This is a genomic window from Pirellulales bacterium (assembly GCA_019636345.1).
Lineage (GTDB): Bacteria > Planctomycetota > Planctomycetia > Pirellulales > Lacipirellulaceae.
In genome coordinates this window covers 400236-424697 of record JAHBXQ010000004.1, presented here as the reverse complement: position 1 = coordinate 424697, position 24462 = coordinate 400236, and the positions used below count along the sequence as shown (strand labels likewise).

Genomic DNA, 24462 nt, shown 5'->3' with positions numbered 1-24462 from the left:
CGGAGCGGCGGGCATGGGGCGAGAATCGAGGGGCCGACGGCTGGGGCGAGGAATCGCGATGGCGCTGATCGCGACAACGACGGGACTCGCCGCCTCGGCCGCCCGCGCCGAAGACGAACCGGCCGAGCGTTCGCCGCTGCGAATCTTGCTCATCGACGGCGCAAACCCGTACCACGATTGGGAAACGACGACCCCCGTGCTGCAAGCGATTTTGCGTCGCGGCGGCGGGGATCGGTTCATCGTCGACCGGGTCACGATTCGCACGACGGGCGAAGGAGAGGCCAAACGAAGCGATTGGCGCCCGACCTTCGCCGGCTACGACGCCGTGCTCAGCAACTACAACAGCCAAGTCTTGCCGCCGGAAGAGACGCAACGCGCCTTCGAAAAGTTCGTGGCCGACGGCGGCGGGCTGGTCGTCGTCCACGCCGCCGACAACTCGTTCGCCCAGTGGCCCGCGTACAACGAAATGTGCGGTCTTGGAGGCTGGTACGGACGCGACGAGCGGTGGGGTCCGTACGTGTACTACAAGGACGGCAAGCTCGTGCGCGACGAAACGCCGGGCCCCGGCGGGCATCATCCGCCGCAGCACAAGTACGTGGTCGAGACGCGCGACGCCAAGCACCCGATCATGCTGGGCCTGCCGTCGCGATGGCTCCACGCCCAGGACGAACTGTACGACCGGCTCCGCGGCCCGGCGAAGAACATGACAGTGCTGGCCACCGCGCACTCCGATCCCGCCATCGGCGGCACCGGCCGCGACGAGCCGGTGCTGATGACCGTCGAGTACGGCAAGGGGCGCGTCTTTCACACCGTGCTGGGGCACGCCGATTACTCGCTGAAGTGCGCCGGCTTCGTGGCCACGTTGCTTCGGGGCACGGAGTGGGCCGCGACAGGAAAAGCGACGATCCCTCTCCCCGAAGAGATGCCCGGCGAGGATCAGGAGCTTGCTTGGGAGTAACGTCCGTCGCGTGCCGCCGCGGCACGCTGCTTGACGCTCGACTCGCGACTCAAACCTCGCTCCTCAAACCGCTCCCTTCCCATGCGACATTTCCGCCGTGAATTGTGGTTCAACGTCCCCGAGCGGATGGGATTCGTGAACATCACCCCCGACGTCGAACGCTGCCTCGCCGAAAGCGGCGTTCGCGAGGGGCTGTGCCTGGTCAACGCGATGCACATCACCGCCAGCGTGTTCATTAACGACGACGAACCAGGGCTCCTGCGCGACTACGCGAAGTGGCTGGAAGAACTCGCCCCGTTCGACCCCTCGCCGCAACGGTACCACCACAACCGCACGGGCGAGGACAACGCCGACGCCCACCACAAGCGGCAGATCATGGGCCGCGAGGTCGTCGTCGCGGTGACTGCCGGCAAACTCGATTTCGGCCCGTGGGAGCAGATCTTCTACGGCGAATTCGACGGGCGCAGGAAGAAGCGGGCGCTGGTGAAGATCATCGGCGAGTGACGCCGGCTCGGCAGCCTATCCCTTCCGCCCTCGCCGGCTGTACGCAATCAGCGTCAGATCGTCCGGCTTGTGCGGCAGGCCGTCTTGGGGGTTGTCCATTCGCTCGCGCCCCAGCCCGGCGAGTTTCGCGGCGGCGCGGTCGACGCGGCCCAAGCGGAGCAGGTTGACGATCTCCTCGATCAACAGATTGTCCAAGAGTCCGTCGCTGGCCGCCAGCAACCCGTCGCGCTCGGCCAAGCGGCGAGGGCTCCCCATCTCGACGTGCATCTCGGCGGCGCCCAGCACGTTCGAGACGAGGTGGCGATCTTCGTGGTCAAGCGCCTCGGACTCGTCGAGCACCCCCGCTTCGAAGGCGTAGCCCACCGGCGAATGGCTGGTGGTGAGCATCTTCACCTTGCCGCGCCCGCCGACCAGAAGAATCTGCGAATCGCCGACGTGGTACGTGCGGGCGTCGCCGTCCTCGACGTGGACAATGGCCAGGGTGGCCCCGGCGCCGATCTTGAGATCGATGATCTGACGATTGGCCTGCTCGATGCCGTCGAGGATCGCCATTCGCAGCGGCAGGCCGTGGCTGATCGCCGATTGAATCTCGGCGGTGATCGTCTCGACGGCGATCCGGGCGGCCGCCTGCCCGCCGGCCATTCCGCCGCAACCGTCGGAGACGATCAGCACGGCCGACGACTCGCCGGCGGCGACGACCGCGGCGGCGTCCTCGTTGGGCCCCTCTTTCTCCGGTCGGCGGACCGAGACGACAGCGGCCGTCCCCCCGGCGACGTCGAACGCCAGGGGCTCGAGCATGTCGGCCTCGACGAACGTCCGAACCTCGCCGATCTGCAGCTTCTCGGGCTTCATACCCGTCAGCCTCCGCCTTGTTGCTTGCCGCACCACGGGCAGTAGCTCCAGAACCCGTCGGCCGCGCCCCACTGGCAATGTTTGCAGGTCTCGGTCGATTCAGGCACTTTCCATTTTCGCCGGACTTTAGTCCGACACCAAGGGCAGTACCGCATAAACGGCATCAACACTTTGCGCGTGCACTGCGGATTGCGGCACTTGGCCGTGGGAACGTACCGCTTGTCGGTGTACTGCCGCTTGGTGAGGACCTCGAACCCCGGGCCGAAGCACCAGGGGCAATACGGCCAATCGAGCTTCATCCCTCTGTGGCAGCGCGGGCATTCCTGGGGAAAGTCGGTGCCCCCGTCGTGACCTGCCCGGCTGACGCCGCACCACGGGCAAATCGTCATCGCTTCGGAGACGGGGCCGCGACACGCGGTGCATTGGAACGTGGCGCCGATCGTACGGCCGAACTCCTTGGTGAATTGATGCCAGAGGACCGCCTTCCAGTCATTGGTGCGGCGGCTCGAGCGTTTCTGAATGCGAGTCCGTCCCCCGCGACCGCGACGACGCGTCTTCAACCGATCGTACGCGGCCAGCATGGACCCCGCATCGGCGTACCGATCCTGGGGACTCACTTCAATCGACTTGCGGATGATCTCGATGAAGCCGGGCGAAATCTTCTGCTGCAGCACGCGGAATCCCGGCGGCGGCCAGTTGAACGGGTACTCGGGCAAACGACCCGCAAACATGCGGTACAGGATCAACCCCAGCGAGAAGACGTCGCTGCGGAACGACGGACGCCCCATCGCCTGGTCGGGGGCCATGTAGCCCAGCGTCCCCGATCCCGAGCCGCGAAGCGTCCGCTCGGCCACCAGCGCTACGCCGAAATCGGTCAGCCGCAGCCGATTCCCCTCGAACAAGATAAAGTTGTCGGGCTTCAGGTCGCAGTGAACGATCTTTTTTTCGTGAGCGAACGCGACCGCCGCGAGCATCTGTCGGGCGAAATCCAGCGCGGTATCGATCGACAGCCGCTTGGTGAGCCGCTCGTCGAGCGTCATCTCGCCCATGCGGCTGGCGATCACGAAGTGCCCGTCGACGAACTGGGCGTTGCGCAGCGGCAGGATGTTCGGATGTTCGAGCTGGGCGGTGAGCCGCACCTCGCGGCGAAAATCCTCCATCACGCTCTCGTTGAGCATGTGGGGATGGGGGATCTTCAGGGCGACGCGGATCCCTTCAATCGTGTCGCGAGCCTGATAGACTACGGCAAAGCCCCCCTCGCCGAGCCGCCGCTCGATGACGTACTTGCCGAGCTTTTGGCGGGCTTTGAGGGGTTTCATGCGTGCCTGACGCGAGACGGATTCGCTCGCCTGGGATGGGGACCCGACGTGCTGCACGGGGATTGCAGCCGAACGAGTCGTTTCGGCCGATTTGGTCGCGACGGCGCACCCAATCGGGGCAAGCCTGCCGCGACTGAAGTATCCCTCGCAAAACGCCCCGCAGCAACCGACCTATGGCCGCCGATTCCGCATCTTCGTTCGTCCCCGGGCTCTCCAGGCAGGCGACCATTCCGGCCATGCTCGCCGAAACGGTCGCCCGCTGCGGCGATCGGCCGGCGCTCGGGTTCTTCCAACAAGGCCGGTTGCAGTGGCTCGCGTGGAACGAAATCGTTCAAGCCGTGGCCGAAGGGACAGCGGCGCTCGCCGCCGCAGGGGTCGGACCGGAGGACCGCGTCGCTCATTGGGGAGGAAATTCGCCCGGGTGGATCGTCGCCGATCTGGCGATTCAATCGCGCGGAGCGGTCCATGTGCCGCTCCACGCCGCGCTCCCTCTGGCCGCGGCGGTCGAGCAGATCGTCCATAGCGACGCGCGTCTCGCGCTGGCGCAAGACGTCCGCCAGGCCGATCAGTTGCGCGAGCGCTTGCCCCGGGGTTTCGCCGTAGCGGAGCGGGACTCGTTCCTGGCGAGCGGCCGGAGCGCCCCCCCGGTCGCCCCGGCGCTGATCGAGCCCGACTCGCTGGCGACGATCCTGTACACCTCCGGCACCACGGGGGCCCCGCGGGGGGTGATGCTCACGCACCGGCAGCTCACCAGCAACGTGATCGCGACTTCCGACGCGTCGGCGCAACCAGCCGACGAGGTCCGATTGTGCGTCCTGCCGATGTCGCACATCTACGCCCGGACCTGCGACCTGTACAGCTGGGTCTACCGCGGCACGCGAATCGTGCTGGCCGAAAGCCGCGACACGCTCGTTCGCGACGCCGGTGCGTGTCAACCCACCGTGATGAACGCCGTGCCGTACCTGTACCAGAAACTCGCTCAGGCCGTCCGCGAGCGTCCCGCAGATCAGCGCGGGGCGGCCCTGCGGCAACTCTTGGGGGGATCGATCAAGCGACTCCACTGCGGCGGCGCGGCCATGTCCCCCGACGTCGAGCGCATCTTCGAGGAGGCGGGACTGCCGATCTTCACGGGCTACGGGCTCACTGAGTCGGCGCCGGTCGTCTCGACCACGACCGCCGAGACCTACGTCGCCGGCACGGTGGGGCGGCCGCTCGCGAACATCGAGGTGATGATCGCCGACGACAGCGAGGTGCTCGTCCGCGGCCCCAGCGTGATGAGCGGCTACTGGCGTGACGAGTCCGCGACCGCGGAAACGCTCGCCGACGGCTGGCTCCATACAGGGGACCTCGGAGCCTGGAGCCCGGGGGGGAATCTCGTCATCACCGGACGGAAGAAGGAGATGCTCGTCCTGGCGACGGGCAAGAACGTCGCCCCGGCGCGGCTTGAGGCGCTCCTGGTCGGCTCGCCGCTTGTCGAGCAGGCGTGCCTTGTCGGGGACGGACGGAATTACCTCGTCGCGCTGATCGTCCCCAATCCCTCGGCGCTGCGGGAGGAGATTCGGCGGCAACGGCTGTGGGTCTGGTCCCGGCGGCGAGCAGTCGGGCACCCCCGCGTCCGGGCGCTCTATCGGGCCGAGATCGAGCGATGTCTTGCCGACGCGGCCCCGCACGAACGAATTGGGGAGTTCGTGCTGCTCGCACGAGGGTTTTCGGTCGAGGAGGGCGAAATGACCCCCAAGCTGAGTCTGCGGCGCGACGCGATCGAGTTGCGGTTTTCGCGCGAGATCGCGAGGATGTACGAGAGGCGCTAAGACGCAAGCCCGACGCAAGAAAGCACCGTTCACCAATCACAAGTCGCCCAGCACCTCCCTCCCTCCGATGCCCCGTTTCCGCGTACTCTACACCGACTACCCGTGGGCCGACGCCGAGATCGAGCGAACGGCGCTCGCCGAGGTCGACTGCGAGCTGGTGGTGTCGCCCGACAATCGGGAGGAAACGCTCGCCGCGCTGGCGCCGGGATGCGACGCGATCATCACCTGCTGGGCCCCCGTGACCGCGCGGGTCATCGATGCCGCCGACCGCTGTCGGCACATCGCCCGCACGGGGATCGGGCTCGACAACATCGACGTCGGCCGGGCGACCCAGCGAGGGATCGTCGTGACGAACGTCCCCGACTACTGCGTCACCGAGGTCGCCGAGCATACGATTGCGCTGGTCTACGCCTTGGCTCGCAAGGTGGGGTACTACCACCATGCCGCCAAGCAACGGATCTACGACGCCGTGGCGGGGTTGCCGGTGCTGCGGGTCTCGGGCAAGACGCTGGGAATCGTCGGCGTCGGGCAAATCGGACGCGTCGCCGCTCGGCTCGGCGCCGCGGCGGGGATGCGCGTCGTCGGCCACAATCGCTCGCGACAGATGCCTGACGCCATCCCCTGGCTGCCGCTCGAGCAACTCCTGGCAGAGAGCGATTTCGTCGCCGTGCTCGCCCCGCTCACTGAACAAACCCGACACATGTTCAGCGACGAGGAGTTCCGCCTGATGAAGCCCACGGCGTTCTTCATCAACACGGCGCGCGGCGGGCTGGTCGATCACGCGGCGCTCGCGCGAGCGCTCGCTGCCGGCGAGATCGCCGGCGCCGGCCTCGACGTGCAAACGCCCGAACCTCCCGATTTGTCGCAAGCCCCGTACGACGATCCGCGCGTCATCGTTACGCCGCATGTCGCGTTTCAATCGCCTGAGGCGACGCACGAACTGCGCACCCGCGTCAGCGGACAGGTCGTCGCCATGCTGCGGGGCGACGAGCCGGAGAACGTGGTCAATCGCCCCGGCGGGTGAACCTCCTCGGAGAGGCGCGATTGGACGCGATGCGCCGGTCGTCGCGACTTGTTTCCCGACGCAGACCGCCTCGACTTAGCCCTTCAAGCGGCGTCCCCGGCACAATCGGCGCCAGCCTGCGCACCGCCCCGCCGGCGGCGAAATCGCAGTTCCCCCGTTTCGGCGGCGACGCGGGGCGCGGCGTATATCAAGGGAGTGGAAAACTCGCAGGAATACGCGAGCGGGCCACCCCTCGACGAGCGCCCCTTGTGACGACAGGGCCCGCGTGCGCCGAGCGTACGCAACGAATGAGCGGCCTCATGGAAGCCCCCAAACCCGAGCATGGTCCTCCGGGACGATCCGCCGATGCGGCAGCGGAAAAGCTGCGCGCTCTGCGGGCTCGCGCGGACGAAGCGCTCGGCGTCCAGCGCGATCGGCTGGGAACGATCGAGGCCGAGCTGAGCACCTGGGTCGAAAAGCTTGCCGCCGAGTTCAACGTTCCCGGTGCGCCCGGCGTGCCGCTGGCGGTCAACACGGCGCAGGACATCATCGCGCTGACTCAGACCCGAGTTCGCCTGGCCGCAGCCGAACAGTACGCTACGGTCCTCGAAAAGCAGCTCGCCAAGGAAATCGCCGAGCGTCAGTCGCAGCTCTCGCGCCGCGACCAGGAGAAAGCCCAACTCGAACGTCAGTTGCAGGATCTCGCCCGCCAAGTGAGCGCCTCGCACACCGGCGGGGGCATCGACGCCGAGCAGCTCCAGGCGACTCACCGCGAACTCGCCGCGGCTTTGGCGGCCCTGCGCGGCGAGCTGTCGGGATTGGAGGAGCAGCTCGACTCGCAGCAAGTCGAGACCGACCAGGCGCGCCGCAGCGCCGGCGAGCTCGAAAAGCAGCTCGGGGACCTCCGGCAGGAACTGGAAGACGCCAAGTCCGAGCGGGACTCGCTGGAACTGTACTGCGAGGAACTTCGCGCCCAACTTGCGGCAAGCAGCGGCGACCGCTCCGCCACGGCCGCGTCGACCGCGCAGCTCCAGCGCGAGCTGGCCGAAGCGCATCAGGCCCTGGCCGCGCTCAAAGAATCCACGGTCGCACGTAGCGAACTTGCCGTGGCCGAGGCGGCGACGGCGGCCGCGGAGAAGCAGCGACATGCCGCTGAGCAGTCCGCAACCGAAGCCGAAGCCCTGGCCGCCGCGGCCCGCCAAGACCTGACCGCAGCAAAAGCCGAGGCGGACAAGCTGCGCCGCGAAGCGACCGAGCTAACCGCGGAGTGCGACCGCCATCGCCGGGCGCTCGATGCCGTCAAGGGAGACGAGTCAACCGCTGCTGCCGAGCGGAACCAACTGGCGGAAGAACTCGCCGAGCTGAAGAAGACGACCGCTCCCCGCGCCGAGGTCGAGTCGCTTTCCACGGAGCGGGATCGACTTCGGCGGGAACTCGCCGAATTGCGAGCGACGACCGTCCCGCAGTCCGAGGCCGATCGACTCCAGGCGGAGCGGGATCGACTGACACGACAACTCGCCGAGTTGCAGAAGACAACGGCGCCGCGCAATGACGTCGAGAAACTCGCGGGCGACTTGACTGCGGCGCAGGGGGCGCTTGAAGCCGCAACGGCCGAGGCCGCCGCGCTCCGTGACGACGTCGCTCGGCTGAAGCGCGAGCGGGACGCCGAGCAAGCGACGAATACGAAGCGAATCGCCGACCTTGAGCGGGACTTGGCCGCATTGCAGGCGACGACCGTGCCGCGATCCGAACTTGAGCGGATCGAGGAGCAGGCCGCTGCGGCCGACAAGCAAGAGGCCGACGCTCTGGCCGCTGCGGCAGCGGAACTCGACGCCGCGCGAGAGACTAACGAGCGGCTGTCTCGCGAGATCAAAGATCTTGCCCGCCGGCACGATGAAGCGTTGGCGTCGCTTGCTCCCCGAGCGGAACTCGACGCCGCGCAAGCGGAGAAGGCCGCCGCGGAGGAACGACTCGCCGCACTTCAGGCGGAGTTGAATTCCGTGCAGGACGACTCGGCCGCGGCTGAAGTCGCTCTCGAGCAAGCGAAGCAGCAGGCCCGCGACGAGGCCGCGGCGGCGGCGGCGGCTTACAACAGCGAGTTCGCAGCGGCGGAGGCCCGGGCCGTGGCGGCCGAGGCGACGCAGGTCGAGCTGCAACTGCGACTCGACGACGTCTCCGAACGGGCCGCTGCGCTGCAATCCGACGTCGACGCCCTCCGCGCGAAGAATTCACAGCTCGAGCGCGCAAGCCGCGAGCAAGAAGCTTCTCTGGCGGACGCCGCCAAGAGCCGCGACGAAGCGATCGAGACCCTGTCGGAAGCGCAGGCCAGGTTCGACGATTTTGCAGCCAAAGCCGTACCGGCCGAGGCGATCGCCGAGCTGGAGCACAAGTTCGAAGTGACGCTGGCCGACGTCCAAAAGCTCAAGCGAGAGAATTCGCAGCTTCGCGAAGAACTGGCCAGCCGCCCCGACGCGAGCGATCACGAGTCGCCCGACCTGATGGCGCTCCGCGCCGAGCGCGACGAGATGGCGGCTCGGCTTGCCGAGTTCGAGTCGGCCGGCGCCGAACAAGGAGGCGAGGAGCTGCGGCAGGAGTACGACGATCTGCAACGACGGTTCGAGATGGCCGTCGACGACCTGCGCGAGGCGAAGCAGGAACTCGAATCGCTTCGGGCCCAGTCGGCCGCGAATCCGAAGAGCTCAAAGCCGGCGCTCACCTTCGATGGTCCGATGGATTGGGCGGCCCAGCGGGAACGTTTGCTGGCGATGCTCGAGGAGGAGGACGCCGAAGGCGCTCCGAGCGCGGAGCGACGGAGCGAACGGGCGTCGATCGAAGATGCGATTCATGCGACCGAGGACGCGCTGGCGGCCAAGGATCGCGAATTGGCCCGGTTGCGCGCCGAATTGGACGAAGCCCGCGAGTCGGCTCCGCAATTCGACCCGCAGGAAGCGGCGCTGCAGGAGCTGTTCAACGCCGACGAAGCGATCCAAGTCGAGCGCGAGCGGCTGGAGTCGTTACAGACCCAGTGGAAGGAGAAGCTGCGGCAGGCCGAGTTGGAGTTGTCGGTGCAGCGGGCGACCCTGGCCCGCGAACAGGCGGCGCTCCGCGAAAAGGAACTTGACTTGGAGCGAGCGTTTCCGAAGCCGGTCGACCCCGCCGAACCCGGCGGCAAACCGAAACGACGCTGGCTCTCGGCGCTCGGGCTGGGCGAGGACGAAACGGAAGGTTGAGCCAAGCGGCGCTACGGAACAATCGCGTCGTCGAGGCGGTAAATCGCCAACAACGGCCCGTCGGGCACGGGCTGCATCTTCTCGAACCGGAACGTCCCCTCGACCGTCACCGGCCGGACCGAGTATTCGGCCCGCACGCCGGGGCGCATGTAGACGAGAACGCAGTCGTACAGCGCCGCCCCGGGACCGAAGCAGCATTCGAGATTGTCCCGCACGAGCACGAACTGCGTCAGCCCGCTCTTGCGCAACGTCGGGAACATGTAGCCGCGGATGCGGATCTCGCGACCGAACCGAACGGCGATCTCCGAGGTGATCATTTCGTCGCGGAAATCGGCGTTGGATTCCATCTCGAACTTGAGATCGTCGAAGGTCGTCTCTTGCACGCGCCCGCCGGCGCTTGGCGAGGCACTTACGGCGGCGGACAGGGCGATTTCGGCGGCAGCGGAATCCCCGCTGCGCGCACGGGCCTGAGGCGCAACCGTCTCGTCGCACCCCGTCGCCGCAACGAGGGCCGCGGCGACAAGCGTCAGGTCGGCGATGCGAGCACGGGGCGTCATTCCACGAAGTCCGCTTGCAGCGAGTAGACGGTCTTGCCAGTCGGCCGCGCGACCAACTCGGGGGCCACGTGCAGCGTGCCGTGCACCCGGAATACGCCGGTCGAGTAGCTGGCTAACTGCTTCTCAGGAAGCTCGACCCACACTTGGTCGTAGTACTTCACTTGGCTGATGTCGCCGTAGCAGCATTGCTGGTTGTCCCGGACCAGCAGAAACTTGTTGACTCGGTCGTAGTCGGGGGGACGCATGTAGCCCTTGATGAACACCTTTTGGCCGGACAGCGTCGCCACGTCGGTCGGCACGGGGCGTCCCGCTCGCTCGTCGGCCTGATCGGGACGCAAACTCAGGAACGAAATCCGCTGATACCCGTCGCGGACCTCGGTGGCGTAAACGAGCGAGGAGTAGCCGACCCCGCCCACCAGACAGACCGCCGCCAGCAGCGACCCGACCGCCGCCAAACGGCCCCCGGAATACTGCCCCGGGTTGTCGCGCAACTGGTTCCGCGTCCGCCACGCCATGAACAACGCCAGCAGCGGCAGCGGGGCGAGCATCATGCTGTCGCTCAAACTGTCGCGCCCCGCGACGAAGATCAGCGTCGAGAGAATCCCGAGCGTCAGCGCAGCAATCGCCGACGCCGCGAGCGGGCGGTACTGAAACTCGCTGATCTCGTCAGCCGAGGAGCGGGAAAGGACGTCGGTCGCGGACATGTCAGCTCGTGTGTCGCAAATCGTACGGGGAATCGAGGCGGCCTCTGCCGGTCGAAGTTCGGCGCGCTCGGCCGGATCACGGCCCGCCGTCGGTCGAGCGCGGGTCGGCTCCCTTGAGCAGCGCAGCGAACACCGCCATCAGGATGATCACCCCCAGCACCGGGGCGCCGATGATCAGCCACCGGTTCGTCGCCGGCACGGCGGAAGACTCGGCCGACTTGGGCTCGATCTCGTCGGACGTCGCAGCGACCGCCGGCCGGGGGTCGTCCTCTTGTTCAAAGTCAGCCGGATCGGGAGGCGATTCGGGGGGACCGCTCCCGGTCGCGATCGGCGCGGCAGCGGTCCCCGCGAGTTCGTCGCCGAGCCCGTCGCTGCTGTTGTCGTCGGCCGATTCGTCCGGCTTGGCCGCCGCGACCGTCGCCGGCTTGGCGCCGAAGAAACCGAACCCGGCGAAGCTCTTCGCCCGCTGGTACGTCTCGGGGTCAAGCTTTTGAATCTCGTCGAGCGCCGCGGTCGCCTTGGCGCCGACTTCGCCCGGCTCCTCGGCCGCCACGAGCAAGTACGAGGCGACCGGCTGCCGAATCCAGTCGTTCGGGGGCGAATCCTTGAACATGCCGATCAACCGGTCCATCACCCCCCAATCCTGCCAACGGGTCAAGTCGGGAATGATCTGGTCGGCGAAGTCCTTGTGGTCGAGCGCCAACCGCATCGACTCCAGCAGGTCCTCGCGCGGCAAGTCGCTGGTCTCCTCGCCATGGAACCGCAAGGCCATGATCGCCGCGTGGAGATACTTGTACTCGACTTTGGGATTGGCCAAGTACCGCTCGTTGACCAGCTTGAGCCCTGCCGGGCCTTTCAACTTGAGGTAGCATGCCAAGAGTGCATCGAGGCTTTCCTTCTTGCGGCTCTCGGTCATGTAGAGCGTCGTGTCGAGCGCGTGCCAGCCGACGGACGAGCCGACAAGCCCGGCGACGCCAATCGCGGCGGCGACTGCCGGCTTGAGCATGCCGTAATCGTACGAGGCCAACTCCTCGAGATAGGCGACGTCCTCGGCCGTGCCGCAGACTCCCAACATGGTGAGATAGAGCCGCCGGCTCGACGGGCCGACTCTCGGATCGTCGATCCAGGCCAACAATTGCTTGCGATTCATTCGCGGCGCAAGGTCAATGACGTCCTTGTAAGGCGCCCGCGAAAATTCGTCGTAGGCGTCCTGGGCCAAGAGCGGATCGGCGTCCTCGAAATGCCTCTGAAAGTAGTCGAGACGATCCGACCCCGCCGGCGGCAAGCCGGGGAGTTGCTTGACGTACTCGATCGCTCGTTCGGACAACGGCAACGGGGTGACCCACGCCAGTTCGTTGTCCAAGATCGCTGTGATGAGAAACTTCTGCCCAGGGACGTTGTCGCCGAAGTAAACGACGTCGACCTCCTTGGCGTCGCCGACCTCGTCGGCGCCGGAGAGGATCTCCTCGATGCGAAACGTCGCGGTGCTGCGCTGCGGTTCGCTGCCGGCGGGGTCGTCGAGCGACAACTCCGGCATCGGCCGAGCCAGCGTGGCAATCACCGCCGCGTCGGCGCCGGTCAGTTCCTCGGCGAGCGTCTGCTGAGCGGCGGCGCAGAAAGGACAAGCCCGCGCCGGCGCGGCAAGCATGCCGATCGCCAGGATGCCGACGACGACCTGTTCGAGCAGACCGGGGCGTCGCCGAACGAAACCAGCGCTTCGGGCAAGGACTCTCAGGGGGAGAAACACGGCGTCACCGCCCGGGGGGAAGGAGCGTTGTTTGGGGAGCGGTTCATTCTACCGCCGACGCGGCCCCTGGCCCACACCGGGTCGGGTCGCTCGCTCGCGGCGTTTGTAAAGTGGACCTCCGTGGCAAGGCGAATTTGTCGTCGCGGAAGCGCAAGAGCGCAAATCGCCGCGGTGCGAGGGCCCATGAGGATTGCGCTCGGCCGATCCTAGCGCACTCGAAAAACCTCACCTCGCCCCGCCCAGAATTCTCGCCACGTCGGTGCGGTAGGCCGTGATCGCCGGCAACAACCCCACGAGCGAGGCGAACGCCACTAGAGCCGGGATCAGCAACAGCTCGTGCCAAGTGAAATCCCACGGCCGGACCACGATCCCGGCGTAATCCTCGACGACCGGGGCCGCAAAGGCCAGGATCACATGCCCCAGCAGGATCCCCGCAGCGGCGCCCAACAGCGACAACAGGATTGACTCGACGAGAATCACCCCCATGACCGCCGCCCGGCTGGCGCCCAAGGCCCGCATCACGGCAATGTCGTGGGCCCGTTCGCTCATCGAATTGTAGATGCTCACCAGGATGCTGATCCCCGCCACGACGACGATCAGCACCGTCAGCACCAGCAGCACGATCCGCACCGGCCCGAGGAACTTCTCGGTGAGCTGCGCCACGACCAACCGCGGCGCGACCGCCTGGGCGTCGCGATCGACCCCCTTGTTTACGGCGCCGTCGAGATACATCGCCGCGGTCGGCTGGTTCTCGTCGCACCGGACCAGAATCGAGGTGACCTCGCGTTGCTCCTCCGGCAAGGGGCGCAGGTTCGCGTCGTCGTGGTCGTCCGCTTGGCTCCTCGCCGCAGCCGCTTCAGCAGCGGCGCCGCGGAGCGGCAAGGCGTGCCCCTCGCCCAGATAAAACCCTTCCATATTGACGAACATCGCCCGATCGGTGCTCGTGCCGCTCGGGGCCAGGATGCCGACCACCTCGAACCCGTCGTGCTTGTCCCCGCCGGGGCTCACGCCGTGCGTCGGCTGGAAGCGGTCGCCGACCTTCAGCCCTGCGCGCCGCGCGGCGACGCTCCCCAACACCGCCTCGAAAAAATTCTCCGCCTTGAAGTTGCGCCCCGCGCTGAACTCGTAATGCCGCTCCGTGCCGTCGTCGTTCAAGCCGTAGGGAATGGCGGTGAACATCTCGGGCCGCGTGCCGATGACGCGGAAGTTGTATCCGTCGTCGGTCTGGTAACTGTCCCCCAGACAAATCGGCACCGCAGCTTCGACGAACGGGGCGAACTCGCCGTCGCCGATGAACTTCTTGTAGTAGCTGTAGGAGAACGGGTAGAGCGGCTTGCCGACGTGAAACACGCTGGTGAGCACGACCTCGACGGGACTCCCCTTCCCTCCCGCGACGATCAGGTGGTATCCCTGAGCGTCGTTGGAGAGCTGCCCCACGACCACCTCGTGGATGACCAGCACCAGGATGATCAGCGCCACCCCGAGCGCCATCGACAGCCCGGTCAACGACGACGCGAGGGCCCGCTGCGTGATGCTCCGCCAAGCGATCTTCCAGAAGCTCATGACGCCCCGCTCGCCGCTCGGTTGACTTGTTCCAGATACTCGACGCGATCAAACTGCCGAGCAACCTCGTCGGCGTGCGTGACCAACAGCATCGCCACGCTCTCGCGGCGGCAGGCGTCGCGCAGCAAATCGATCACCTGTTGCTGGTGGGCCGGATCGACGTTAGCGGTCGGTTCGTCGGCCAGCAGCAGCACGGGCTTGTTCGCCAGAGCCCGGGCGACCGCGACGCGTTGTTGCTCGCCGACCGACAAGGCCCGCGGCTTATGAGTCAGCCGATGTCCCAGCCCCACCAGCCGCAGCAACTCTTCGGCCCGAGCAGCGTCGGGCTTCTGGTCGGTGAACGTCATCCCCAACAGGACGTTTTCCAGGGCCGTGAACGCGGGGAGCAGATTGAACGTCTGAAATACGAACCCGATGAACCGAGCCCGAAACCGGTCGCGGGCCGCTTCGGGGAGTTGCACGAGATCGCGGCCGTTGAGTTCGATCCGTCCCCCGTCGACCGCCGTCAGCCCCGCAATGCAATTGAGCAGCGTCGTCTTGCCGCAACCGCTGCGGCCGCGCAACACGACCTGCTCCCCTGCTCCGACGGTCAGCGACGGCACGTCGAGAATCGGCAGCCGCGTGCCGTCGGGTTCGATGTACGACTTGCGGACGTCAGCCAGGGCGAGCATAAGCAATCGGCGAAAGGCAGTCGCGGAAAGGGCCCGATGATAAACCCGCCGGCGGGAATCCGACAGCGGGTATTCGCCGTCCCGGCCGCGTTGGTCCGCTTCGTAATACGTGCAATGGGGCGCGAAAGTTTTTCAAAAGCCCGAACCGTTCATCCGAGGGCCGACGCTTGGCGCCCCGGCCGTGATCGTCCTAAGGCGTTTTGCCGACGACATTTGGGCGCACTTGAGGGCGGATCGACGGCGACGGAGCGAATGACGCCATGGATCGGCACGCGGTTCGCTCTCCCTCTCTGGCATGAACGGGCACGGCGGCTGCTTGGGGCCGTCGCCACGAACGGTTGCTCGCTCCTGAAACTCCTTCCCGGTTGAAGGGTCGGCGAGGTTTCCCGCACCTCGCCGGCCCTTTTCCGTTTCTCGGACCGTGCCGACCTCTCAGCGGCGGATATGATGGGGGCACGGTCGCGCCGCCGCTGGGCGACCTCGGTGTTCGCCTCGCCCGCTCCGGTCGCCTCCATGTCCGATCCCGCCCCGTCCTCGGCCGATCTCGCCGCGCGCGAACTGGCGATCGACTTTCTCCTGAGTCGGATCAACTACGAGAAGTCGCCCGCCCTCCCCTTCGACCAGCGGCGTCTGAAGCTCGACCGGATGCGGTCGCTGTTGGCCCGCGTTGGGAATCCCGATCGCGGACTGCCGATCGTACACGTCGCCGGGACCAAGGGAAAAGGCTCGACCTCGGCGTTCGTCGCTCGCATCCTGCGCGAGGCCGGCTACGACGTCGGCGTCTTCAGCTCGCCCCATTTGGAATCGATCGAGGAGCGGTTCGCCGTCAACGACGAATTGTGCGGGCCCGCGGAGTTCGCCTCGCTGGTCGACGAACTGCGCCCGGCCGTCCACGCCATGGACGCCGAGGCCGCCGCCAGCGACGACCGCTCGTTGCGGCTGACTTTCTTCGAACTCATCACGGCGGTCGCCCTGCTCCACTTCAAACGGCGGAAGGTCGACCTCGCGGTGCTTGAAGTGGGTCTCGGCGGCCGACTCGATTCGACGAACGTCTGCCAGCCCGCGGTCACGGCGATCACGTGCATCGACTACGACCACATGAAGCAGCTCGGCGAGACGCTCCCCGAGATCGCCGCCGAAAAGGCGGGGATCGTCAAACCGGGCGTCCCGTTGGTCGTCGGGCCGCTCGAGCCGTCGGCGTACGAAGTCATCGCCCGGATCGCCCGCGAGCGGGGCGCCCGGATGGTCGAACCGGAGCGAGATTACCGTTTTTCGTACGAAGAACCGGCGGCGGGATCGCCTTGGTTCGGCGCCGGGCGCTTGAGATACGAACCCGTGACCGGCGCCGGACACGGACTCGCAGGCGCCCCGTTGGGACTGTGCGGCGAACACCAAGCGGCCAACGCGTCCGTAGCCGTCGCGATCGTCGACGAACTGACCCGTCATGGCTGGCTCGCGTCGCAAGAAGCGGTCGAGCGAGGACTCGCCGCCACGACGCTCCCCGGAAGGCTGGAGATCGCCCGCACCGAGCCGACAGTCGTTCTCGACGTGGCCCACAACGTGGCGTCGATCGCAGCTCTGGTGAAATTCGTCGACCGCGCGCCGGCCGACATGCCGCGACGGCTGTTGTTCGCCGCGACGCGTGACAAGGACGTCCGCGGAATGATCCGCGAGCTCGCGCCGGCGTTTCCGCGAGCGTGGCTCGCCGAATACCAGGAGGCGTCCCGCGCCGTCCCAGTGGCGGAACTGGCCGCCATGTGGCGCGAAGAGACGGCGGCCCTCGGCCTCGTCTCTCCCCCGTCGATCGTGGCGACCGAAGCCGACGCCCTCGCCGCTTGGCAAGCGATCCTCGACGACGCTGGTCCGGACGAATTGATCTGCGCGACGGGGTCGTTCTTCCTGATCGCCCAGTTGCGACCGGCGATTCGGGCTACGCCGCACGCCGCGCCGTCGCGCTGCGTTTGACGCTGCGGTAGAAACAGCCCGCGGCACACACGACGAAAAACGTCAGCATCGCAACTCCTTGCATGGGCACTCGGGCGACCGCGAGCTCCCGGCTCGCCTTCAGTTGCTCTCCTCCAACCGCGTCCACCGCGGCGCGTCCCACGCTTCCCAATCGAGATCGAAGTCGGGCGTCGGGCTGGGGGGATCGAGATCGGCCGCCGGCGCGCGAAACCGCGAGGTCGCGGCCCGTTCGCTGCGGACGTCGTTTTGCAGCCGCCGCACGAGTCCGGCGATGGTCGGATCGGCCCACGGCAGCATTTCGCTGGGGCGCGAGGCGAAGCGATGATGCGGATTCGCCAGCCGGTCGGCCGGCAACGGGGCGAAGCCGCCCGAACTGCGCCGCTCGAGCGTCGCGTCCCCGTCGCCGGAGCCGTCGATACGAATCACCATGCACACAATCCGCCGGGGGAGTCGAGAAGCCTTCATGGCGCTGGTCGTCCTGAAACGTGCGGCGCCGAGCCTCCTCGGCCCGGCGCCCGCAAAGGGATGGGAAAAGAACCGCGACGAGCAGTTCCCGCGAGCGGACCAGACCGGCGGATGAGGCCCTGGATCAAACGTCCCGCGAGAACTCGATTGCCAACCGGCCGACTTGCCCCGCGGACCTGACCGGCCCGGCATTCCGTCGATTGACGAGGGACGTAAAAAGCACTTGCCGTGCCAAACCCATACGCCAGTCCAAGTCCAACCGGCAGCGGCGACAAGAAGATGTCGCAACTCATGTCCGACAAAGAAGTTGCAATCACAAGCCCGGCCAGAGCATCGCCCGGCCTCGGGCGGCGCGGGCTCCGACTGGGGAAGGAATTGCAATCCCCGTTGTACCCGACCGAAAAGCTCAAGGATTGCAGCGACTTTGCCGAACGCCTCAGCCGCACCGCGGAGGGCGGCGAGCAAGGCGTAACCAGAAGCCCCCCGCTCGCCGTCGACGAGAACTGCCAGTCACCGGCAACCCCGTCCTCGCCCTTTTCCCCTTCACCGCTCAATTCGCCGATTCGCTCTTCCGCCGCCGCTCCTCGACCCGCGCGACCAGCCGTTCGGCAGCCAGTTCGAGCGCCCGGTCGATGTAGTCATCCGGAACCTCGCCATCGGCCGAATTGAGCTTAGCCACAAGGTGCGGGTCGTCCGACGCGCCGATCGTGGCGCGACGCAGTCGGTAATTGTTCCAGATCTTCAGTTCGTCCTTGTCGAGCTTCACTTCACAGCCCGGGGTGGGCGCCACGCCCCACTGGGCGTCGTCGTCGTCTTCGGGCATGCGGTGGATGTTCTTCCCGCTGGGGCGCCAGTACGTCGCCGAGGTGAGCTTCAGCAGGCTCCGCCCCCCTTCAAGCCGCATGACTCGCTGCACGGTCCCCTTGCCGTACGAACGCGTGCCGACGACGTCGGCCCGGTCGTAGTCCTGCAGCGACGCAGCCAAGATCTCGCTGGCGCTTGCGCTGTCCTGATCGATGATCGCCGCAATCGGCAGGTACGAATGGTCGCCCGCTTCGGTCGAGACGAACCGCTCCTCGATTTCGCCGCGGCGCCCGCGCGTGGTGACGATCGGCCGGCCGGCGCGGAGGAACAGGTCGCTCACTCCCACGGCTGCTTCGAGCGACCCGCCGGGGTTCCCCCGCAAATCGATCACCAGCCCGTCGAGCCCCTCCGGCTCGTCCGCCAGCCGGGCGAGGATCGTCTCCAGTTCGGCGAGCGTCTTGTCGCCGAACTTGATGATCCGCAGGTAGGCCAGCCCCGGACGGTCGGGAAGCCGGTACTGCCAACCGCCGTCGGGGATCCGAACCTCGCCGATCACCGACTCGGTGACGATCAACGACCGCTCGACGACGATCTCCAGCGGCTCGGCCTGGTCGCGTTGCACGGAGAGCGTCACCCGCGAACCGCTCGGCCCGCGAACCAGCGAAGCGACCTCGATTTCGTTGAGTCCCGTGGTCGGTTTGCCGTCGACCGCCGCGATGCGGTCTCCCGAATGCAGGCCCGCGATCGCAGCCGGGGAGCCGACTTCCGGCGGCCCCAGCACCGTCGGCAACGGGGGATCGCCGAGAATGTGGAAGCGGATGCCGATGCCGACGAACTCCTGCGTGATCAGTTCGCTGTACCGGTCGCGCTGCTCGGCGGGGATGAACTGCGAATGCTCGTCGCCCCGGGATTGGAGCACCTTGACCATCTCGGTCATCGCCGCGTCGTACAGTTCCTGATCGAAGCGGCGCGGATCGTGGTCGGCGATCTGCCCGCTCGGTTCGTTGTACAGGGCCCAACGATCGATGACCGAGAACCCGGCCGCGACGTACCGAGCGTACGGATTTTGCTCGGCCCGCACGTAGCAGGCATAGGCGACAAGCGCAACCAACAGCAGCAAAGCGACGTTCCGACGCGGCATGACGCGACTCGCAAAAGCCGAACTTACCCCAGCGACCGCCCTCCATTATGGCCCGACACGGGGCTGGACGCCCAGGGCTATCGGTCGACTCCAGAGGATCCTCCCCAGCTTCGTCCCGTTGCGACCTCGCCCGCGACGGAATCGGGCCAGAACAGGGATGCTTCGCGACCGCAACGTTCGTCGCCCCAGCCTGCGACCGGTGCTGGTGCGCGGCCCGCTGCAGGGAGAGCGTGTCGTTCGGGAAGCGGGCCGGACCGTCAGGAACCGCTCGACTCGCGGGCCGCGGCGTCGCGGCGGAGGTTGCGCAACTTGGCGTGGAGCGCCGCATGCGGCCCGGTCAGCACGTCGGGGCAGGCGGAGGCTTCACGTTCTCCGCCAGCGGATAAGGAGGGGGACGAGCGCTCTTCACCTGCGGTTGGCGACAACGTCGCGGCGAGAGATTCGTCGCCGCTCGTCGCGGGCTCCGCTCCCTCGGCCTCGGCGCCGAAGAACCGACCCAACGGCCCGACCAGAATCGCCGGCAACAGCAACAGATCGCCCACAAGCGCCGCGCCCAGCATGGTGATCATCAGATAGCCGAACTGCTGGGTCGGGGTGAAGGTGCTTGTGGCGAAGACGCTCAGCCCCAAGCCGCCAATGAGCGTGGTCTGCATCATCGCCGTGCCGCAGCGATCGTACGACAACATCGCCGCGTCGTACCGCGACAAACCTCGCGACAGCCCGCGACGGAACCACGTGAGGAAATGAATCGTATCGTCGACGGCAACGCCCAGAGCGACGCTGGCGGTCATCATGATGCCGATGTCGACCTTGATCCCCAGCCATCCGAGCGCGCCGAACGTCATGAAGATCGGGAACACGTTGGGGATCATCGACGCCAGCCCAGCGACGACGTTGCGAAGCACGAAGATCATCACCCCCGCGATCAGCACGGTCGCCCAGGCAATGCTTTCGCTCAGGCTCACCAAGAGCTGCGCCTGGGTCTTGTAAACGAGCGGCACCATCCCGGTGAAGACGGCGCGAATGGGACGCGGGTGCTCGTGATCGTAAACAGGCTCGGCCGCCGACACGATCCCGGGACCTTCGGCCAGCGGCGTGGTCGAGATCTCCGCAACCAGCAGCCCCGCCGTGCGCAACGGCTCGAGCACGGCCGAATCGATCGTATCGAGCGCAACGACCGCGTCGAACTGCCCCAGCTTCTTGAGCGCCGCGACCCGGTACTGGTCGTCTTGCTCGGGGGTCGGCTGCTTGGGGTTCTCGAACGTCGCGATGTTGAACGGGGTGACGCCGTTGGGGGCGATCCCGCTGGCGGCGATCAGGTCGCGCAACAACCCCTCGGGCGAGTCAGGCGCGAACTTGGCGTCGGCCGTTTCGTTACGGTAGAGCATCACGAATCGGCCGCCGGCGAGCTGTTTTTCCGCGTCGTGGAGTTTGCGGACCAGTTCGTCCCGCTGCTCGTAGGAGAGGAGCACGGGAAGAATTTCTTGCTCGAGCTGACGGGTGAATTTGCCGTAATCGACCCCTTCGCCGTCCGCAGACAAGGCCGCCACCCGCGCGCTGACGCGCCACAGTTCGCGGCCCGTGAACTCGCTCTTGCTGAAGACTCCCGCGACGGTGCGGGTTCGTTCCATCCGCAGGTAGTCGCCGTCCAGCAGGCGATCGCGATGCTCGGCGAGACTCTTGTTCTTGGCGAAGTTGGCGCCCGAATCGGCGCCTGCGTAGCCGCTTTGCGTCGCCTCGGGAGTGAACGTGGCGACCGACAAAGCCCGGCTGATCTGCGGAAGCGCCTCGATACGGCTCTGGATCTGACGGATCAGTTCCAGCCGCTCGAGCATCGTGAGTCGGTACTGGTTGCCGTCCGACTCGGCATGCTCGTCAGGCTCGCGACGCCGCTCGGGGGGGACGGTGAGCACGACCTCCATCGGCACCAGATTGCCGAGGTTCGACTCGAGCCAGGCGTAGTCGTGAATCAGCTTGGTGTCCTGATCGAGCAGCTTGAGCAACTGCACCGACGTCTCGATCCGGGTCATGCCGTAGCCGACCGCCGCCAGGATCGCCAGCCAACCGGCGAAGACGAGATTGTGCCGAGCGAGCACGAAACCGAAGATCCGCTTGGCCCACGCGGGCAGGTGGTCCTCGTCGTCCCGATTGCCGCTCTGCCGCTTGATGGCCGCGTCGGACAGCGGAAACCGATGGAGAAACACCGGCAAGATCGTAAACAGCACGGCAACGGTCGTCAGCACCGCGATGCCGGTGAACAGGCCGAACTTCTTAATAGGCAGGATGTCGCTGGTGAACAGCGATCCCAACCCGACGGCGGTCGTGAAGGCGGCCAACGTGCAGGGCCACCAGCCCATCTTGACGGCCCGCTCGGCGGAGCCCGCCAGACCGTGGTCGCGCCGCGCATCGCGATAGTAGTTGACCGTATGAATCGCCCCCGACAGCCCGAGCACGTACACGACCGCCGGCATCGACATCAGGATCGCGTCGACGGTCCCCAGATACGGCTTCGGCTTGCCGAGCACAAAGACCTCGAAGACCCCGAAGTAGAACACGATCGCCAGGCTGATCCCGGCGCTGATCACCCCCACGGCGAAGACGATCGAAGTGAGCTTGATGCTGCGCAAACACCAGTACGCCAACCCGCCGCCGACCAGGGCCGCCAGCGACGCCAGCCGCATGAGGGTCTTTTCTCCCTCGACGTCGATCGTGATGTTGTCCACCGGGGGGCCCCCCATGTGGAACTCTTCCCGCTTGATGCCGCATTCATTGATCGCGGTGCGCTCGATCATCTCGACGGCGGCCCGCATCGTACGGTTGTCGTGCGTCGCCTCGGGAGTGAGGAACACCATCAGGCAGGTGACGCGCGAATCGTTCCCCAACTCCTTGCCGGCGGCGTCCTTGGCCCGCGGACCGACGAGCGCCCCTTCGAGCCGCTTGATCGCTTCGCCCCGCGACAGCGACAACGGCGGAGCGGTCAACTCGGCGATGACGCCGGGGCCGGTCAGCACCCGCGAGTACCACTTGCTGCGCTGCAGGGTCGCCGATTTGGGATCGGCGCTGGCCAGCGACTCGGGACTGGGGACCAGCTTCTTGGCCAGCAGATTCAGCTTCTCGGCGTTGCCGAGCGTGCAGCCGTCCCAGCTCATGAGCGCAAACTGCTCGCCGACGAAGTGGCTGCGGAACCACTTCAGATCGCTGGACTCGGCGTAGGAGTCGGGGAGCCAGTCCTCGGCCTTGTTCGAATTGGAACTGATCGCCATCCTCACGCCGCGCGGCATGAGGGCGACGACGAACGCCGCGGCCATCGCCAGCAGAAAGTAGTTCGAGAGCCCGAACGTCTTGCGGGCGAGGAACGAAGGGCGATTCATCAGCGGCGCACGGCGTGAGCGGCGCGACCACCGCCAGGAGGGCGTCGGCGCCAGCGTCGAGGGAGGGGGACCAGCCGCACCGCCCGGAGCCCGCGGCGACTCGTCACGGCCGTTTCGCCGCGCAAGCCCAGGTGGTGCAAGTAGCTAGGCTATCCCGAATCGGCCAGCGAGTCTACGCCGACCAAGCCCCCGAGCCGGGGAGGAACGCCGTGGGCAGGCGTTTTTGCGGACTGGGCAAGCTGGCCGGCCCTGAATCGAACGCCGCCGCGGCCCCGCGCTGGTACGCAATGCCGCAATCCGTCGCGGCCCGACGCAGCGGCGGTTACCAGTAGGTCTCCAGACCGATCGAGGTCCCCATGAAAACGTTCCCGCCGGCGTGCGAGATGGGGTCGAAGCCCCCGTTGACAAAGTTGAGATTCCTCGTCGACAGCGCCAGCGACTCGATCATCAGCAGTTCCGCTCCCATGCGGACGGACAAATTGGGACGCAAGTGCCACTTCATGAAGGCGGCGAATTCGCCCACGAACGACAGATTGCTGCCGTCGGTGTGGACGTCGCCGCTGGCGCGGACCGCGTCGTCCTGATCAAGCACCTGCCAAGTCGAGTCGAGTTGCATGTAGTTGTAATAGCCGCCCCCCTTGCAGACCGTGCCGAACGACCAGCGTTCCCGCTCCCAAGTGTAGGTGAAGCCGAGCTGCGTCCCGAACAGATTGTTGTCGGTTGCGATGTCGTACGAGCCGTCGCCGCGGTTCGTGCCGGCCGCGGTGGTCGGGATCCCCGTGGCGGTCCACAGCAGCGAGTCCTTGGTGTTGAGATACCGCACGCCGGCCAGGAACGACCTCGTGACCGAAGGGGTCGCCCGCCGCACCCACTCGCCGTCGGGACGCAGAATCATCTGGTCGCGTTCCATCCGATCCTTGACATGGTAGTTCCATTCAAAGCTGTCGAGTTCGGATCGGTAGTCGATCGCCATCGAGCGGGCGCCGTCGAACGAAATGTTCGACTGGTTGATCGGCAGTTCGCCGGCGAGATTGAGGTTGTTGCTGCGGTCGATGTTCGAGGGGACCGAGAGGCCGTCGGGGGTCGCGGCCAAGATCGAGGCGGCTTGGTTCCAAGCCCCCGCGCCGTACCACACGAACTCGGCCGTATGGTCGCGGTTGTACTCGTCGCGGAACAGGAAACGCCCGACCTTGATGCGGGGCAGCGCTTCGGCCCCGGGGCCGTTGTTGACTTCCAGGATGTTGTTGAACGTGGGCAGCGCGGCGCCGAACGGCGTGCCGGCCCCGAGTTCCCGCCCCAGCACCATCGAGCGCGACCCGGTGCGACGTTGCACCAGCACCGCGTCGACCTCGGTGAACCAAAAGCCGCGTCGCAACCACGTTCCCGAGCTCTCGATCAAGGCCGGATAGCCTTCGATCAGTCGATCGGTTTCGCTCATCCCCGGGTATAGCGGGGCGAAAACCCCGTAGTCCTTCCCCCCGGGGGAGGACGAACTCGATTCGATCGCCTCGGGCTCAAGCGACTCGACGGGAGGCAAATCCTCGTCGTAGAGACTTGAGGCGGGCGGCGCCAAGTCCTCCTGCGCTTGCACAGGCAAGGCGAAGAGCAGGGCGCTCGCTGTCGCCAGCGTCGCGGTCGTGAATGAGTAGATGGTTCTCACCGCAGTATCTCCTCGCGATACGGTCCCCCCGAACGGCGCGCGTCGACGCCGGTAGTTTCCCAACTGATAAATCGTCCGCGGCGAGCCCGCCAAATAGGAATTACCGGCAGAATCGTCAAAAACCCGCCCCGCGGAAG

17 protein-coding genes are annotated in these 24462 nt (G+C 66.8%); 6 read left to right on the top strand and 11 right to left on the bottom strand.

Translation table 11 applies throughout. The features are described from left to right. Positions 1-58 precede the first annotated feature (58 nt). Positions 59-958, top strand: coding sequence for a ThuA domain-containing protein (locus tag KF688_12450; protein MBX3426483.1), 900 nt, complete (start codon positions 59-61; stop codon positions 956-958). An 81-nt stretch (positions 959-1039) separates the two neighbouring features. Continuing rightward, entirely contained in the window at positions 1040-1462 is a 423-nt protein-coding gene (locus tag KF688_12445; GenBank protein ID MBX3426482.1) for a secondary thiamine-phosphate synthase enzyme YjbQ, read from the top strand. 15 nt (positions 1463-1477) lie between these two features. On the opposite strand, the gene KF688_12440 is transcribed toward KF688_12445, so the two are convergent. Together KF688_12440 and KF688_12435 are read right to left on the bottom strand one after the other, a co-directional pair. After that, entirely contained in the window at positions 1478-2314 is an 837-nt protein-coding gene (locus KF688_12440; GenBank protein MBX3426481.1) for a protein phosphatase 2C domain-containing protein, read from the bottom strand. Between the two features lie 5 nt (positions 2315-2319). Further along, positions 2320-3633, bottom strand: coding sequence for a protein kinase (locus KF688_12435; GenBank protein ID MBX3426480.1), 1314 nt, complete (start codon positions 3631-3633; stop codon positions 2320-2322). A gap of 173 nt (positions 3634-3806) precedes the next feature. On the opposite strand from KF688_12435, the gene KF688_12430 reads away from it, so the two are divergent. The 3 genes from KF688_12430 (at position 3807) to KF688_12420 (ending at position 9677) form a co-directional block, all read left to right on the top strand. Then, positions 3807-5444 carry a long-chain fatty acid--CoA ligase gene (locus KF688_12430; protein ID MBX3426479.1) on the top strand — a complete coding sequence of 546 codons (1638 nt, stop codon included), beginning with the start codon at positions 3807-3809 and terminating at the stop codon, positions 5442-5444. 67 nt (positions 5445-5511) lie between these two features. Then, positions 5512-6468, top strand: coding sequence for a C-terminal binding protein (locus KF688_12425; GenBank protein MBX3426478.1), 957 nt, complete (start codon positions 5512-5514; stop codon positions 6466-6468). A gap of 299 nt (positions 6469-6767) precedes the next feature. Then, a complete protein-coding gene (locus tag KF688_12420) occupies positions 6768-9677 on the top strand; it encodes a hypothetical protein (protein MBX3426477.1) in 2910 nt (969 codons plus the stop codon). A gap of 11 nt (positions 9678-9688) precedes the next feature. Here the strand turns inward: KF688_12420 and KF688_12415 are convergent, their stop codons facing one another. From KF688_12415 to KF688_12395, 5 genes are all read right to left on the bottom strand, one after another. Then, a complete protein-coding gene (locus KF688_12415) occupies positions 9689-10234 on the bottom strand; it encodes a DUF3299 domain-containing protein (protein ID MBX3426476.1) in 546 nt (181 codons plus the stop codon). Continuing rightward, on the bottom strand, positions 10231-10938 hold the full coding sequence (locus tag KF688_12410; GenBank protein ID MBX3426475.1) for a hypothetical protein: 708 nt from the start codon (positions 10936-10938) through the stop codon (positions 10231-10233). Before KF688_12410 ends, KF688_12415 begins: the two co-directional genes overlap by 4 nt. Positions 10939-11014: 76 nt before the next feature. Continuing rightward, the gene (locus KF688_12405; GenBank protein ID MBX3426474.1) at positions 11015-12685 is read right to left on the bottom strand and encodes a hypothetical protein; all 1671 of its coding nucleotides are present in this window, start codon (positions 12683-12685) and stop codon (positions 11015-11017) included. Between the two features lie 225 nt (positions 12686-12910). Next, positions 12911-14248 carry an ABC transporter permease gene (locus KF688_12400; protein MBX3426473.1) on the bottom strand — a complete coding sequence of 446 codons (1338 nt, stop codon included), beginning with the start codon at positions 14246-14248 and terminating at the stop codon, positions 12911-12913. Next, complete coding sequence (locus KF688_12395; GenBank protein ID MBX3426472.1) at positions 14245-14919, bottom strand: ABC transporter ATP-binding protein; 675 nt, start codon at positions 14917-14919, stop codon at positions 14245-14247. The genes KF688_12400 and KF688_12395 overlap by 4 nt, the downstream gene beginning before the upstream one ends. Positions 14920-15432: 513 nt before the next feature. Between KF688_12395 and KF688_12390 the strand changes: the two genes are divergently transcribed. Next, a complete protein-coding gene (locus tag KF688_12390) occupies positions 15433-16884 on the top strand; it encodes a bifunctional folylpolyglutamate synthase/dihydrofolate synthase (protein MBX3426471.1) in 1452 nt (483 codons plus the stop codon). Between the two features lie 99 nt (positions 16885-16983). On the opposite strand, the gene KF688_12385 is transcribed toward KF688_12390, so the two are convergent. From KF688_12385 to KF688_12370, 4 genes are all read right to left on the bottom strand, one after another. Continuing rightward, complete coding sequence (locus KF688_12385; GenBank protein MBX3426470.1) at positions 16984-17349, bottom strand: hypothetical protein; 366 nt, start codon at positions 17347-17349, stop codon at positions 16984-16986. A 550-nt stretch (positions 17350-17899) separates the two neighbouring features. Continuing rightward, positions 17900-19294 (bottom strand): PDZ domain-containing protein, encoded by a 1395-nt coding sequence (locus KF688_12380; protein ID MBX3426469.1) that lies wholly within the window; start codon positions 19292-19294, stop codon positions 17900-17902. A gap of 257 nt (positions 19295-19551) precedes the next feature. After that, a complete protein-coding gene (locus KF688_12375) occupies positions 19552-22665 on the bottom strand; it encodes an MMPL family transporter (GenBank protein ID MBX3426468.1) in 3114 nt (1037 codons plus the stop codon). Between the two features lie 322 nt (positions 22666-22987). After that, entirely contained in the window at positions 22988-24325 is a 1338-nt protein-coding gene (locus KF688_12370) for a BBP7 family outer membrane beta-barrel protein (protein ID MBX3426467.1), read from the bottom strand. Positions 24326-24462 lie beyond the last annotated feature (137 nt).

Bases quoted from the DNA above. Each gene is read 5' to 3' on its own strand.
- KF688_12450 (MBX3426483.1), top strand. From the start codon at position 59: ATGGCGCTGATCGCGACAACGACGGGACTCGCCGCCTCGGCCGCCCGC.
- KF688_12445 (MBX3426482.1), top strand. From the start codon at position 1,040: ATGCGACATTTCCGCCGTGAATTGTGGTTCAACGTCCCCGAGCGGATG.
- KF688_12440 (MBX3426481.1), bottom strand. From the start codon at position 2,314: ATGAAGCCCGAGAAGCTGCAGATCGGCGAGGTTCGGACGTTCGTCGAG.
- KF688_12435 (MBX3426480.1), bottom strand. From the start codon at position 3,633: ATGAAACCCCTCAAAGCCCGCCAAAAGCTCGGCAAGTACGTCATCGAG.
- KF688_12430 (MBX3426479.1), top strand. From the start codon at position 3,807: ATGGCCGCCGATTCCGCATCTTCGTTCGTCCCCGGGCTCTCCAGGCAG.
- KF688_12425 (MBX3426478.1), top strand. From the start codon at position 5,512: ATGCCCCGTTTCCGCGTACTCTACACCGACTACCCGTGGGCCGACGCC.
- KF688_12420 (MBX3426477.1), top strand. From the start codon at position 6,768: ATGGAAGCCCCCAAACCCGAGCATGGTCCTCCGGGACGATCCGCCGAT.
- KF688_12415 (MBX3426476.1), bottom strand. From the start codon at position 10,234: ATGACGCCCCGTGCTCGCATCGCCGACCTGACGCTTGTCGCCGCGGCC.
- KF688_12410 (MBX3426475.1), bottom strand. From the start codon at position 10,938: ATGTCCGCGACCGACGTCCTTTCCCGCTCCTCGGCTGACGAGATCAGC.
- KF688_12400 (MBX3426473.1), bottom strand. From the start codon at position 14,248: ATGAGCTTCTGGAAGATCGCTTGGCGGAGCATCACGCAGCGGGCCCTC.
- KF688_12395 (MBX3426472.1), bottom strand. From the start codon at position 14,919: ATGCTCGCCCTGGCTGACGTCCGCAAGTCGTACATCGAACCCGACGGC.
- KF688_12390 (MBX3426471.1), top strand. From the start codon at position 15,433: ATGTCCGATCCCGCCCCGTCCTCGGCCGATCTCGCCGCGCGCGAACTG.
- KF688_12385 (MBX3426470.1), bottom strand. From the start codon at position 17,349: ATGAAGGCTTCTCGACTCCCCCGGCGGATTGTGTGCATGGTGATTCGT.
- KF688_12380 (MBX3426469.1), bottom strand. From the start codon at position 19,294: ATGCCGCGTCGGAACGTCGCTTTGCTGCTGTTGGTTGCGCTTGTCGCC.
- KF688_12375 (MBX3426468.1), bottom strand. From the start codon at position 22,665: ATGAATCGCCCTTCGTTCCTCGCCCGCAAGACGTTCGGGCTCTCGAAC.